Source organism: Rhodopirellula sp. SH410 (genome assembly GCF_055811895.1).
The window spans coordinates 2,192,272-2,206,621 of the sequence record NZ_CM147949.1; the positions used below are offsets into that span (position 1 = coordinate 2,192,272).

The 14,350-nt window shown below is 58.9% G+C and carries 11 protein-coding genes and 1 tRNA gene; 5 read left to right on the forward strand and 7 right to left on the reverse strand.

Annotated elements, in window-relative coordinates; translation table 11 throughout:
* Positions 1–5 precede the first annotated feature (5 nt).
* Entirely contained in the window at positions 6–1,265 is a 1,260-nt protein-coding gene (locus SH410x_RS08130) for a tyrosine-type recombinase/integrase (RefSeq protein ID WP_473676020.1), read from the reverse strand.
* A gap of 143 nt (positions 1,266–1,408) precedes the next feature.
* Positions 1,409–1,482, reverse strand: a tRNA-Arg gene (locus SH410x_RS08135).
* Between the two features lie 226 nt (positions 1,483–1,708).
* Between SH410x_RS08135 and SH410x_RS08140 the strand changes: the two genes are divergently transcribed.
* Positions 1,709–4,186, forward strand: a complete 2,478-nt coding sequence (locus SH410x_RS08140; protein WP_473676021.1) for a type IA DNA topoisomerase — start codon at positions 1,709–1,711, stop codon at positions 4,184–4,186.
* A gap of 554 nt (positions 4,187–4,740) precedes the next feature.
* On the opposite strand, the gene SH410x_RS08145 is transcribed toward SH410x_RS08140, so the two are convergent.
* From SH410x_RS08145 to SH410x_RS08155, 3 genes are all read right to left on the reverse strand, one after another.
* Positions 4,741–5,742 carry an ABC transporter substrate-binding protein gene (locus SH410x_RS08145; protein WP_473676022.1) on the reverse strand — a complete coding sequence of 334 codons (1,002 nt, stop codon included), beginning with the start codon at positions 5,740–5,742 and terminating at the stop codon, positions 4,741–4,743.
* Between the two features lie 99 nt (positions 5,743–5,841).
* Entirely contained in the window at positions 5,842–6,624 is a 783-nt protein-coding gene (locus SH410x_RS08150) for an ABC transporter permease (RefSeq protein WP_473676023.1), read from the reverse strand.
* A complete protein-coding gene (locus SH410x_RS08155; RefSeq protein ID WP_473676024.1) occupies positions 6,621–7,475 on the reverse strand; it encodes an ABC transporter ATP-binding protein in 855 nt (284 codons plus the stop codon). Before SH410x_RS08155 ends, SH410x_RS08150 begins: the two co-directional genes overlap by 4 nt.
* 79 nt (positions 7,476–7,554) lie before the next feature.
* Between SH410x_RS08155 and SH410x_RS08160 the strand changes: the two genes are divergently transcribed.
* From SH410x_RS08160 to SH410x_RS08175, 4 genes are all read left to right on the forward strand, one after another.
* Positions 7,555–8,340, forward strand: a complete 786-nt coding sequence (locus SH410x_RS08160) for an MBL fold metallo-hydrolase (protein WP_473676025.1) — start codon at positions 7,555–7,557, stop codon at positions 8,338–8,340.
* A 175-nt stretch (positions 8,341–8,515) separates the two neighbouring features.
* Positions 8,516–9,439 (forward strand): dihydrodipicolinate synthase family protein, encoded by a 924-nt coding sequence (locus SH410x_RS08165; RefSeq protein WP_473676026.1) that lies wholly within the window; start codon positions 8,516–8,518, stop codon positions 9,437–9,439.
* Positions 9,436–11,058 (forward strand): sodium:solute symporter family protein, encoded by a 1,623-nt coding sequence (locus SH410x_RS08170; RefSeq protein ID WP_473676027.1) that lies wholly within the window; start codon positions 9,436–9,438, stop codon positions 11,056–11,058. Before SH410x_RS08165 ends, SH410x_RS08170 begins: the two co-directional genes overlap by 4 nt.
* On the forward strand, positions 11,051–11,707 hold the full coding sequence (locus SH410x_RS08175; protein ID WP_473676028.1) for a DNA-3-methyladenine glycosylase I: 657 nt from the start codon (positions 11,051–11,053) through the stop codon (positions 11,705–11,707). Before SH410x_RS08170 ends, SH410x_RS08175 begins: the two co-directional genes overlap by 8 nt.
* Before the next feature lie 52 nt (positions 11,708–11,759).
* Here the strand turns inward: SH410x_RS08175 and SH410x_RS08180 are convergent, their stop codons facing one another.
* Positions 11,760–13,295 (reverse strand): high affinity choline transporter 1, encoded by a 1,536-nt coding sequence (locus SH410x_RS08180; RefSeq protein WP_473676029.1) that lies wholly within the window; start codon positions 13,293–13,295, stop codon positions 11,760–11,762.
* Positions 13,296–13,436: 141 nt separating this feature from the next.
* Entirely contained in the window at positions 13,437–14,252 is an 816-nt protein-coding gene (locus SH410x_RS08185) for an EcsC family protein (RefSeq protein ID WP_473677268.1), read from the reverse strand.
* Positions 14,253–14,350 lie beyond the last annotated feature (98 nt).

A 14,350-nucleotide genomic window follows, 5' to 3' on the forward strand; every position in this document is an offset into this window, starting at 1 on the left:
TGATTCTACAGCTTCGGGGCGGCCTTGGCTGCCTCTATGGCGGCCTGCAACGCCAATTTTGCGTAGTGGCGGCTCTGGGCTTTATTGGAGTGTCCGTGCATCGCCTGAACCGCTTCGATGCCCAGTGCATCGCAAATAACGGTCGCTGCGAGGTGCCTGATCTGGTAAGGGTGCCACCGCTCGACACCTGCACGCTTGGCGGCCCGCTGGAGCGATTGCCTATAGGAATGGGATGTGAAGCACTCACCTGGCTGTTTCTTTGGGTTTGCCTTCGCTCTGCTCAATTGGCTCGGCTGAACCTTGGATTTCCGGTTTGCTCGCTTCTGGGCGTTCACCCATGCAACCGATTCACGAGGAGAGAATAGATAGGCGTCGGGATCTCGATTCAGGTAGTCCGTCACCGCTTCCCGCACGTCACCGACGAGAGGAACGGCTTTCGTTTTTCCTTGGTGGGCTGTCTTGTGCTTGGCGAGGCGATACACCCACACTTCGCCAGATCGGTCGATGTCGCGCGGTCGCATCCGGCAAATCTCGCTCGGCCTCATTCCGGTACCGACTTGCACACGGATCATCGCTTTGAGAATTGGCGTCAGTTCGGTGGCGGTTTTGCGAACAACTTCGATGTCGACCGGCTGCACGTCTGCCACCTCGGGCGCGGTTGTCTGCCCCAGACGCAACGGATCGACAGAGCGGAGTCGCTGCCACGTTGATTCCTCGACCAGCTCTTGCGAAACGGCGTACTTGAAGATTCGCACAACCAGCTTTGTCAGAGTGTTGCAGTACACCCGCGAATAGCTCCGACCAGTTCTTGCGTCCTTTGTCTCCACCCATCGCTGCCGTTGTCGCTGCATCGCCAGGGGGCCGTAGTCGCTCGCCAGTGCATCCCCATCGTGCTTGTCGAGTGCGGCGCAAACTTGCGTCAGTCGGTGGAGCTCGCTTTCGCTGTCCCGATAGCGAACATTCGCCATTTCCAGATAATTGGCGGTGACGTGCCGGACCAGGACCGGCGATTTCGTTTGGTTCGCCGTGGTCGCAGTGGCTTGCCCTATCAATGCGTTCACCCGGTCATCTAGGCTGGCGATGTCAAAATCGTCAGGTAACGACAGTCCGCCCGACTGGTAGATGCTGATCAGCACGGCGTACCTGGCGATCGCCTCGGGGCTATCGTGCTTGCCCAGGTAGATGTCACGTCCCGCTATCGTGACGACAGATTGCCCGCTCAGATGGAAACGGCGGGCGGGTGCTTTGGCCTTGGGTCTGGCCATGGTCGGTCTCCCCGTGATTCGAACCCGTACCAGTCCACTAGGACAGTTTTTCGGTATGGGTTCAGGTTTCAAACGGGGCCGCACGTCTTATGACGGTAACGCTGAATCGCGTTCCAGCCGGTAATTTACGCTGTTTTCTTCAATACACCCGGAGGGATTCGAACCCCCAACCCTCGGTTCCGAAGACCGATGCGCTATCCAGTTGCGCCACGGGTGCATATTTTGTTGGCGTGACAATCGACTGGGCCGATGTCATTGATGCCGAAGGGGTATCATGAACTTTTTTGTGTTGCTCGACAAGTCCACCGGTTGGGAAATATGGGCTTCACTGAAATATTTTCGCAGTGCTCTGGTATGCTTGCTGTCTTCGGCGAACGGATGCTGAAGGCGTGGGGAGTTGTGGGTGACGCGTACGGCCGTTGGCTGGAAGCAGTGGATTTGTCATGAAGGTGATTCTTGCCGAAAAGCCGTCTGTGGGTCGCGATCTGGCCTCCTTTTTGAAAGCGACGAGCCGCCGTGATGGGTATCTCGAGGGCGGTGGGTACCAGGTGACGTGGGCGTTTGGCCACTTGGTCGAGCTCGTCGAACCGGGGGATTATGACCCGGCTCTGAAACGCTGGACGCTGGAGTCGCTGCCGTTCATCCCCGCAGAATTTGAGCTGCGGCTGCGGGGCGATGACGGCGCGAAAAAGCAATTCGCGATTATCAAGCGGCTCTTCCAAGCGGCCGATTCGATCATCTGTGCGACGGATGCGGGCCGCGAGGGCGAGCTGATTTTTCGCTATATCCTGACCCTGACGCGTTGTGAGCGGAAGCCAACACAGCGACTGTGGCTCTCGTCGCTGACGACCAGTGCGATTAGTACGGCGTTCGGCTCGATCCGGCCCCTCGCCGATTACGACAATCTCTATGCAGCGGCCAAGTGCCGTAGCCAAGCCGACTGGATCGTCGGGCTCAATGCCACTCGCAATTACACGGTGCGTTACCGATCGACGGGCGGCACCGACGAGGACCATTCGTCGGACGCGAAGCGCAAGCGTGGCAAGGGATTGCTGTGGAGCCTCGGTCGGGTTCAGACCCCGGTACTGGCCATGATCGTCCGGCGTGATGATGAGATCCGCACCTTCCGCCCCGAACCGTTTTGGGAGCTGATGACGACCTATCGCAAGGTGAACTTTCGCTACACCGGAGACCGATTTCAAAAGCAGGCGGATGCGGAAGCGCTGCTGTCCCAGGCCGCCTCGCACCCGCTGCTGATTCAAAAGGTGCAGGGCCGGGCGGAGAAATCGCTGCCCCCGCAGCTCTACGATCTGACTGAATTGCAGCGTGACATGAACCGTCGCTTTGGGATCTCCGCCGCCGATACGCTGGCGGCAGCCCAGTCGCTCTATGAAGCCAAGTTGATCACCTACCCCCGGACGGACTCGCGTTATTTGACCCAGGATATGCGGAAGGAGGTGCCACCGATATTCAAGCAGCTTGCCACGCTCAAGCCGAAAGAGATCGGCAAACTCGACCTCAGTTCGCTGCCGTTCTCCAGCAGAATCTTTAATCGTGCCAAGGTTACCGATCACCACGCGATCATCCCCACCGGCTCGCTCCCGGGGAGTCTCAACGATCGGGCCCAGAAGGTTTACGATGCCGTCGTGGTTCGTTTCATCGCGGCGTTTTACCCCGAGTGCCAGAAAGAGGTGACGGTGGTGGATGCTGTCGCGGGCGAGGTTCCGTTTCGCGTGCGAGGCGTGCGCGTCGTCGTGCTGGGATGGACGGAACTGTATCCGCGTAAAGCCAAGGGGGCCGATGCCGAGGATCAGCAGACGTTGCCCGCGTTCCAAGTCGGCGAGAGGGGGCCTCACGAACCGGTTGTCAAAGCGGGAGAGACATCGCCACCGAAGCATTTTACGGAAAATACCTTGCTCGGTGCGATGGACACGGCGGGCAAACTCGTCGACGAAGCTGAACTGCGTGAGGCGCTCAAAGAGAAGGGATTGGGCACGCCGGCGACCCGGGCGGCGACGATTGAAACGCTGCTGCAGCGGAAATATATCGAGCGAGCCAAGAAGAATATTGTCGCCACGGATCTCGGCCGATATCTCGTCGCGATTGTGAAGGATCGCAACTTGACCTCGCCGGAATTGACGGGCGAATGGGAGGCGAAGCTGAAACAGATCGAAGCGGGACGCTCGTCGCCGGATGTCTTCATGCAGGAGATTGCCGAGTACACTCGCGGGATCGTGCAAGCAAGCGACATCGATACGCTCGATCACCAAGCGTATGGACCATGTCCTCGCTGTGGCCAGCCCATCATCGCTGGCAAGCGGGCCTTCGGCTGTTCGGGCTGGAAAGCAGGTTGCCAATTTGTGTTGCCGCCGACGTATCGTGATGAGGCGTTGTCGATGCAGCAAATTCGCGAGCTGTTGCAACTCGGCGTCACCGGGAAACCAATCCATCTGGCAGGGCAAAATCCGTTTCTGTTGGGCATGTCGGCTTCGGGTGTGCTCATCGAGATACCCGTTCCCCAAGGTGATGAACAGGAGCAAGGTCGCCCCTCCCAATCGAGGTCTTCCCGCAGCAAACCGCGTCGAGGCGGAGAATCGGCAGCGGTCGGGAAACCGCGTCCGTCCCAATCTGCCGGCTCCCGCGGTGATACGAAACCGGAAGCTGAATTGGGGGCTTGTCCGCTATGCGGTAGCCCCGTCACCGAGACGGCCAAAGCCTACAGTTGCAGCCGCTGGCGAGAGGGTTGCGGTTTGACGATTTGGAAGACGATCGCAGGCAAACGCATCACCGCTGCAATGGCAAGGAAGCTGTTACGTGATGGTCAAACCCAGACGCTCAAAGGATTCAAGTCCAAGGCGGGGAAGCGGTTTGAGGCAAAACTGAAGCTTGAGGATGGCAAGGTCGAGCTTGATTTTTCGTGACAGGTCTAGCCGCTCGCATCGAGCGTTCTGGCACGAGACCAAGTCAATTTCATGAGCCGAGTCGCGTGAGCGGCCGGGTGGCTGCTGACCTCATGAGCCGAGTCGCGTGAGCGGCCGGGTGGATTTAGTAACCCGACGTGTTCACGGGGGGATTCGATTTATTACCACGCTGTTGCGCCGGGTGACAATTTAAACGCGGAGACGACTAAATCAACGACCGGGGTACAGTGTGTTACCCGATGCCTTACGGCATTCGGGGCATGGGGGGGCGAGCAATGGCGTGTGTCACCCGATGCCTTACGGCATTCGGCTCATGGTGGGGTGTCGAGCAATGGCATGTGTTACCCGATGCCTTACGGCATTCGGCTCATGGTGGGGCGTCGAGCAATGGCGTGTGTTACCCGATGCCTTACGGTATTCGGGGCATGGTGGGGGGCGTCGAGCAGTGGCGTGTGTTACCCGATGCCTTACGGCATTCGGCTCATGGGGTGTCGAGCAATGGCGTGTGTTACCCGATGCCTTGCGGCATTTGGGGCATGGTAGAGAGTCGCCGATCAAGGGAGGAATTTGTCTGTAAAACAATCCTCCGCCCGTACCGCGTCAGGGCCGATCACTTCGACCTCCTGCATCTGGTCGACCAATTGTTGCCATCTTTGTAGCGTCATTTCCCCGAGTTTGGTTGACTCGGTGGGATACGCCAGTGGTCGCATCTGAGCGGCACCGAACTGCAGGACTTCGGCGGTCATCCCGTGCGAGTTCGCTTTCAAAATTGCTTCATTCGCCAGTTCGGGTGATTGCAGGTAGTCGGCCCAGCCGGCTTTTGTGGCCGCGACGAATTCTCGCACGAGTTCGGGTGATTCTCGAATGAGTTTCCCCGTCGTCACCAGCACACTGGAATAGGGATTCCAGCCCAGGTCGCTGACCATGAGCGTTCGGACCTCCAGGCCTTGTTGGCGGGCGAGCAGTGGCTCGGCGACGACATAGGCTTGGACGGACATCTTGGGATCGTCAATCATGCCAGCGATGGAATTGAAATAGGGGACCTCGCGGACTTCGTCCAGAAATCCACGTTTGCGGAGGAACGGCAGAAAGGCTCGTCCAGGTTGGCACTGCAGCGTCATGCCTGACAAATCATCAAATCCTTCGACGCCGCTGTCGGCACGGACCAGCAAACACCGGGGGTTATTTTGCACCGCCGCGAACACGGCCACAATGTCGGCACCCTGTGCACGAAACAAGACGACGTCATCTGCGTTGGTGATCGCGAACTGGCTACGTCCGAGCAACAACTCGGGAGCGACGGGGGTCTCGCGGCCGCCCGGTTTGATCTCGACGGCCAGTCCAGCGTCCTGATACAGGCCACCGACGAGGCCTTCATAGACGCCGCCGTGCTCGACTTCCGGGTACCAGTTCAGCTGCACACGGACGGGCGCAAATTTGGAGCCGTCGGCATGCTCCGAATTCTCTTCGCTCGGTGCGGAACACCCCTGGCAAACCAGTAGCGTCGTGATCGACAGCGCGATACAGATCAGTTTCGACGAAATAGAATGGAACACTTCAGTAGTCACCTTAGAACGCGGTCAGGAACGAGCGGAAATGGGTGGCTGAACGCTCCGCGGCCGGAATGGTCCACCGCGGAGCGTTCGACCACAAATTCACCCCACCCGAGTGTAGCGGCTCAGGAAGATTCTTCCGATCCAGTCCACTGCGGAAAATAGTAAGAGCCCTAGAAGCGTTGACATTCCCAAGGCAGCGATCAATGCGTCGGTTTGTAGCAGGCCTTGCCAGCGCGTCATTAGCGCCCCCAGGCCGACATAGTTGGCGCCGTTGCTGACGAAGAACTCGGCAACAATCGCCCCAATCACCGCCAGTCCGCTGCTAATTCGAGCCCCCAGCAACAGGTAGGGGATTGAGGTCGGGATCTGCAAGCGGACGAGGGTTTGGAGACGTGACGCGCCGTACAATCGAAATAAGTCTTGATGCTCTACCCGACTGGCTTGCAAGCCCGTGGTGACATTGTTGACGATCGGAAACAGGCAGATGATCACCGTCGCGATCACGGCGGTGCGAAATTCGTACCCGCTCCAAATGATCAACAGTGGAGCGATCGCCACGATGGGAACGGTTTGCAAAAACACGACGTAGGGAAACAGCGCGCGGCGTAGCAGTCGAGATTGGCTGAATAAGATCGATAAACTGCCGCCGATGAAAAGAGCGACGACCAAGCTGATCGCGGCGGTTGAAAACGTGACGAGACTCGCGGCTACCAATTCCTGCCGCCGCTGCCAGCCTGCCACGAGGACTTGGGACGGTGTGGGCAGCAGGATCTTGGGCAAGTCGAAGATCTGGACGCTGAGTTGCCAGGCGAGCACCGCGACGACGGCAACGCCAGCAACACAGAGGATACTGATCAGGGTTTCACCCGTGGTCGACTTCATGTTTCCGCCGCCGCACGCAAACGATCGGTAATCACTCCATAAAACTCGCCGAACGCAGCAGTCCGCCGCACGTCGATTTCGCGACCCAACCCAGAGCTCTGCGTCGGGCAGGCAATCGGGTTATCGAAGATTGCCTCGATCCTGCCCGCGTGCATGACGCAGACGCGATCGCTCAACGCGATGGCCTCGGCGATATTGTGAGTCACGAGCACCATGGTGAACTGGTGGGCGTGCCAGAGTTGGGTGACCAAGCCGCCGAGTTGCGTTCGCAGCAGGTCATCGAGCGCAGCGAATGGTTCATCGAGCAGCAGGAGATCGGGCCGTGTCACGAGCGCCCGCGCGATCGAGACTCGCATTTTCATGCCCCCGGATAGCTGGTGAGGGAACCTGTTGGGCACGTCACTCAATTCAACCTCATCGAGTGCGGCGATGGCCCGTTGCTGCGGCGTTCCTGGTGCACCGTCATCGTTGGGAGAAGGACGCCGTCGACGCTGCAGTTCCAAGGGCAGCGTGACGTTCCCGAGAACGCGCCGCCAGGGCAGGAGAGCGGGTTGCTGGAACACGAAGGAGGTTGCCTCGGCGTGACGATCGCAGCGGCCGCTGGTGAGAGTCTGCAGGCCGGCGATCACTCGTAGCAGTGTCGTTTTGCCGCACCCGCTCTGGCCCACAATCGCCAGACGCTCGGTCCGCCGCACATCTAGGTCGACAGACGCGGCGGCGCGATGCCCTCCGGCGAATTCAACGCTGCCAGCGTGGATCGACACGGTCGACACGCGTTGAGGGTGAGCGATCGTGGCGGGTTGCGAAATGGGGCTCACAGCGATGACGGGGGTGCCGAATGAACTGGGCATGGAAAAACATGAGCACGACGAATCAGTGTAAATTGACGACTTCCGCCGATTTCAACAACCTCCCTCGACCTCGCCACGCATGCAGCTTCACTGTCTTGGCACCGCCGGTTACCATCCCAATGAGACACGGCACACGTCGTGTTACTTTCTCCCCGAATCAGGCCTGGTTCTCGATGCGGGCACGGGGATGTTCCGCCTGCCCTCGCTGATTCAAACCGATACGCTCGATATCCTGCTGTCCCACGCGCACTTGGATCACATTGTCGGGCTGACCTTTTTGCTCGGGATCGTTTATCAACGGCCCGTCGAGCGAGTCCGCGTGTGGGGCGAGTCCGAAAAACTCGATGCTGTGCAAAAACTATTGGGCAGTGAGTACATTTTTCCCGCTCAGCTGCCGGTGACGTGGCATGCGATTGATGAAATCGGGACCACCGCAGAGCATGCGTCCCTTGATATCGCGGGCACCCGAGTGACCTGGCGACCGCAAACCCATCCCGGTGGATCGGTCGCCTACCGGATCGACTGGCCAAGGACGACGACAAGCCAGCCGCCGACAGATGTCGGGCGCTCACTCGTGTATGCGACCGACACCACGGGGGCAACCGATCCGGATATTTTGCAGTGGATGCGGGGCGCGGATGTCCTGCTGCACGAATGTAATTTTCATGATCACCAGCGAGACTGGGCACGCAAAACCGGGCATAGTTACCCTGAGCGTGTGGCCGAGGTCAGTGCTGCTGCTGAGGCGCGACGCGTATTTTTAACCCACATCAGCCCGATCGACCCGATCACACTCGAGGAGCCGGACCCGCGGTTTTCGATGCCCTGCGAAATGGTAGATGATTGCCAAGTCATCGATTTCTAAGCATCGCGTGAACAACAAGTGACGGATTTTCCCGTCGCCACCGTCGCCAGACAGTGGGCCCCCACGCTTTGAGCAGACCGGCCCCAGGCCATGGACCACTTCCAATTCGACCCATTACCGCCTATGATCTATAGACTCTTGGTGTCCCTCCTAAAAAAAACTTTGCGATCATTTCATGCCTGTTTCTTCGTCCTCCTCCGCGCTGTCGTTACGCGGCATCGTGCCGCCATTGATCACGCCACTTAGCGCTCGGGATGTGCTCGACCGCGAGGGGCTCGCCCGGTTGCTGGATCACGTGATTGGGGGAGGGGCCGCGGGCGTTTTCATTTTGGGGACGACGGGCGAGGCACCGAGTCTCAGCTATCGTTTGCGCCGCGAGCTCATTGCTGAGACGACTCGACTGGTCAACGGCCGTGTTCCGGTGCTGGTCGGTGTGACCGATACCGCCTTTGTCGAAACGGTGCACCTGGCGGAGTATGCAGCCGAGTGCGGCGCCGACGGGGCGGTGCTGACGACGCCGTACTACTTTCCGGCCGGCCAGACTGAGTTGACATCCTACGTGGAGAACATCCAGCCGCTCATTCCGCTGCCGCTGATGCTCTACAATATGCCGCAGTTGACCAAGGTATGGTTTGAGATTGAAACTCTGCGTCGGCTTTCGTCTCTGGAGGGGATTGTGGGCGTCAAAGACAGTAGCGGCGACATGCAGTACTTCGCCCGCCTGTGCGAGCTCAAACAGGAGCGTCCCGACTGGTCCATTTTGCTGGGCCCGGAAGCCAAACTCGCCGAAGCTCATGCGCTCGGTGGCGATGGGGGCGTGTGCGGAGGTGCCAACGTGATGCCCGGTTTATTCAACGATTGCTATGAGGCACTGCGTGACGGTGACGTGGCCAAGCAGCAGCAATCGCAGCGTAAGATCGATCGTTTTCAAGACATCTATGAGATCGGCAAATACGCCTCTCGACACATCAAAGCGACCAAAACGGCAGCGTCGTTACGGGGCATCTGTGGCGATCTGCCCGCCGACCCATTTCACGCCTTCGCTCAGCCCGAGCGTGAGCGAGTGGCCGAGATCCTCCGTAGCGTGGATAGCCTGTGATTGCGTCGACTTTTTTCACCGGCGTCGACTGGGCTGTCCTGATCGGCTATTTCGTTGGCATCCTGGGTCTGGGGCTGTACTTTTGGCGACGCAATAACTCAGCCGAAGAGTTCAGCGCTGGGGGGCGGACGTTATCGGGCTGGTTGTGTGGTCTGTCGATCTTTGCCACCTACCTGAGCAGCATCAGCTACTTGGCACTGCCAGGCAAAGCGTTCGTGGATAACTGGAACGTGTTCGTTTATTCGCTCGCGTTGCCGTTGGCGGCAGCGATTGCGGTGCGATTTTTCGTACCGCTCTATCGGAATTCGGGCGAGGTGTCTGCGTACGCACTGCTGGAGCGCCGATTTGGTTTGTGGGCGCGGATTTATGCGAGTTGTTTCTACCTGCTCTATCAAATCGCGAGGATTGGCGTCGTCATGTATTTGATGGCCCTGCCCATGGCGGTGTTATTCGGATGGGACATCCGCACGGTGATTTTGTGCACGGGCGTCGTCGTGACGGTGTATTCGTTCGTCGGTGGTCTCGTTGCTGTCATCTGGGCCGATGCGATCCAGGCGATCGTGTTGCTCGCGGGGGCGTTGCTGGCACTCGGGATTCTCCTTTGGGAAATGCCGGGCGGCCCCTCCGAAGTGATCGAAGTTGCCGTCGCGGCCAATAAGTTCTCATTCTCCCCGGAAGACACGTCGTTTTGGGATATTTCGGAGAAAACGATTTGGGTGATCTTTGCCTACGGCATCTTTGACAACTTGCGGAATTTCGGCATCGATCAAAGCTTCATCCAACGCTATATCGCCGCGCGTAGCGACCACGAGGCGGCGAAGAGTTTGTGGTTGGGGGCGTTGTTATACGTTCCCGTCAGCGGCTTGTTTCTGTTCATCGGTTCGTCCTTGTATGCGTACTACGAGAGTCATCCGACCGATCTACAGGAAGTCCGGGTGATTGTCGCCGAGCAGAAGTTGATGCAAGCGGCGATGCCTCTCGACGCACCGGAGTATGATGCACGTCTCTCCGAGACTGCCGCGGCGCTCACAAACAGAGATTTGGGCGATCGCGTGTTCCCGCATTTCATCGCCTCGCACCTGCCACAGGGGGTACGAGGACTGTTGATTGCAGCGATCTTTGCCGCCGCGATGAGCACGGTATCGACATCGCTTAACTCTTCAGCAACGCTCGTGATGAGCGACTTTTTCAAGCGTCTTTTTCGGCCCAAATCAAACGACGCCGAAGACATCAGTGTGCTGCGGTTGTCGACGATCGCCTGGGGGGTGATGGGCACGATGATGGCACTCGCCCTGATTCGGCTGACCGAGAGCGCCCTGGACGTCTGGTGGTTATTGTCCGGCGTCCTCGGGGCGGCGATCATCGGTTTGTTTTTGCTGGGGGTTCTGGTGCCGGCGATTCGCAGTCCTGGTGCGATTGGTGCGTCCGCCGTCGGGATGCTCCTCGTTGCTTGGATGGCGGCATCACGATCAGCGTACTGGCCCGAATCGCTCTCGGGATGGGCCAGTCCGTTCGAGCCACTCCTAGCGATCGTGTTTGGACCGATCGTGATGATTGGCATCGGCTGTCTCGTCTCGCTGATGAGCAAACCGGAGGTTGTCGAAACGTCCGATGAGTGACGGTGCTGGGCCGAGACGCGACGAAGTTCAGGTTGATCCCACGGGCCGCAATCGTTGTTGGTGGTGTGGGACCGACGCGATGTACCAGACCTACCACGACGAGGAATGGGGGCACCCGACTGCAGAGGATCGGCACCTGTTTGAAAAAATCTGCTTAGAGGGTTTCCAATGCGGTCTATCATGGCTGACGATTCTGCGTCGCCGCGAGGCATTTCGTCGCGTCTTCCATGAGTTTGACATCGAGTCCGTTGCCGCGATGACGCCAGACGACGTGCGGCGATTGGTCGTTGACGAAACGATCATTCGTCACCGCGGAAAAATTGAGGCGGCGATCCATAACGCCGCTCGGGCAATCGAAATGCAAGCAAGCGAGGGTTCGTTGGCGGCATTCTTTTGGGAATTTGAACCCAAGGACAGCCCTCTGCTAAGCTCCCGCGAGGATGTCCGAGCGGTGACGGACGAGTCGAAGGCGATGAGCAAAGAACTCAAACGCCGTGGGTGGAAGTTCGTCGGCCCTACGACTTGCTACGCGTTCATGCAGTCCGTGGGGATGGTCAATGATCACCTTGTGGGGTGTGACGACCACGTCCGCATCACAGGACTGCGAGAGAATTTCACGCGGCCTCATGATGGTCGGCCCGTCGGCTGAGGCGGCAGCACCCCCCGGATCTTGGGGAGTGGGTTCAACCGTCCGTGAGTGTTCATCCGCGGTGCGGTTCCGATCTGTCCGCGGCACCAGCGCCCTGCATGGTAGGCGGTGTTGACGGGGCGACCGCGATCCCGAAAAGCAGTCCAGCGAGGCTGACGGCGACGCCCGCCAACTCGTGAGGGACGGCCCAGCCCAACGGTACCAACCAGGGTTCAAAGAACATCTCCCAGCCACTGACAAAGTGCAGCATCCATATCGCGATGCCCCATCCCATCGCGAACCAGGCCGCTTGCGGTGGCAGACGCTTGGCGTGAATCCCCACGACGAACGGAACGAACAGGCTGACCAATGCCATCGAGTAGGAGGCTTGCACGAGTTCGTAGGCACCCTGCCCACGTAGCGCCAACACGGCTGAAACGATCGTGACGACAACGATGGCACCGCGTTGCAAGAGCAGCAATTGAGTTTGAGAGAGTGGCTCGGCACGGCGCAATCGCCAGGCGGGCTCCACCAAATTGTGGGCCATCACCGCTGAGGGCGCCATCACGGCGCTGACGATGGTCGACAACACAGCAGAGACAATGGCCAAGAAAAAGATTAATAACAGGGCGGGATTGAGCAGTTTGGCAGCCACCATCACCACGACGCCATCGAGTGCACCGGATTCAAGTGGCAACAACAAGTGAGCGGCCATTCCCGTGCCAACGGGCAGGGCTCCCATCAGAAGGTATCCGCCGCTGGCCACCAAGCATGCTTTGACGGCCACCCTGTCGCTCCGCGCTGAAAAAATTCGTTGCATCAGATCTTGCATCGGTAGATTCCCCAACGCCCCGATCGCCAGCGCGCTGACGGCCACCATCGTATCCCGCCAAAATGTTTCGGGATCCGCGATTCGCCAGCGGCTCTCGGGGATGTCCGTGCGGAGGGTTGTGATTCCCGTGGCGACGCTGCCATCGCCGAGATGGATCAAGATGGCATGGCCGAGCAGCAACAGTCCGATCAGGATCAAGCCCATCTGAATGGCATCGGTCCAGGTGATCGTCCACATGCCACCGAGCAGCGTATATCCGGTCCCCACCGATGCGACGAGTAAAATCCCAATGTCCTTCGGCAGTCCGAAGAAGACCTCGAGGATTTGGGCTAAGGCGACGAACTGGGCCGCCACCCAACCGAAGTAGCTCGGCACGATGATCAAGGACGCTATCTTTTCGGCGGCAGTGCCGTAGCGGATACGAAAAAAGTCCGAAACGGTCAGAATCCCCATCCGCCACATCGGCCCGGCAATGAAGAGTCCGGCGAGTAGCAAGCACAACGCAATGCCAACCGGATCGAGCATGGCTTTGCGAAGCCCCTCGTTGCCCACTTCGTCAGCGGTCGTCATCAGGGACTCGGCGCCGAACCAAGTGGCAATGATCGTGATCGCCGCCAGCGACGTGGGTAAACGGCGTCCCGCCAGGACGAAGTCCTCCACGTTTTCAATGCGGCGTTGGGCGAGCCAACCAATCAGGTACAAGCCCGCACAATAGACGAGCAGTGAACCTAGAAAAATGCCGTACATCCCGGCGGGCAAATGAGTCGACTCGAGCATAGACGCGGCGCAGAAGCGGAAGAAACGCAAAGGCTAATTTTGCGGCAGCAATGTAGCGAAAACACCCATTTCCGCGACGGGCAAAATCATCAAAATTGATTTTTTGTCGTCCGCCCGGATCAGCTCGACCGCCGCGGTCGGCTAGACCTCAATCTCGTTGTACGCCTCTTCAATCAAGGCTTTGCCGTGCTCCCGCTCCAACCGTCGGACGGTGAAGTGAGCACGCGCGAGGTCTTGGTAGTGATCGATGAAATAGCTATTGATCAATGCGCCGCCAACGGCACCGATCACCGGGATCGCTTGGGCGGCTAGCTTCTCACTCACCACCATTCCAAAGCGATGGCTGATCATCTGTAGCAGCTTCACCAGCGGCGGTGCGGCGGTTTCACTCACACCGTATTTCAACACGTACTTCGAGGCATCGGCCACCTGTTTGCTCATCGCGGCGCGGACGGCGAAATAGCCAATTTCCGTGTCGTCGTTGACATCGCTCTCATCACCACCATCGATGGCGAACACTTCCAAACAAGCCAACTGGGTCTTCACGTTTGTCAAGTCTTCGCCTTGAGACCGCGCAATGTCCGCGACACTGCGGAGGATCAAAACAGTCGAGACGGGCAGCTCAAGAGCCACGGTGGAGAGTCCAAAGGCGCCCCCAGCGGCGCCGGAAAGCCCCGCCATCAGTTTGTGGCTGAGCAATCTTGGTTTCCCGCTCGACGTTTCCTCACCGAGCGTACGCAAGGCTACCTGGAGCGCTGCCTGCAAGGATTTATCGACGGCGGAGTGAAGTGCATCCTCCGCGATAGACGGCAGTAGTTTGATCGATGCTGTAATCGGTGCCCCGATCAGTTCCGTTAACCGTTCGGCGAGCCCATGATGTTCGAGCGTCTCTTTCGCCTCGTAGAGTTCCACCAGCACGTCGTCGGGCAGCTCACCTTGAATCCATTGATCTGTCATCGAACACTGCTCTCGCAAATAGAGTTTTTCCGGCGGTCGGTTCAACGCATGCTTCCATCACTCTGCCATGCGGCGTGCCTTTTACTTTAGCGGGACTG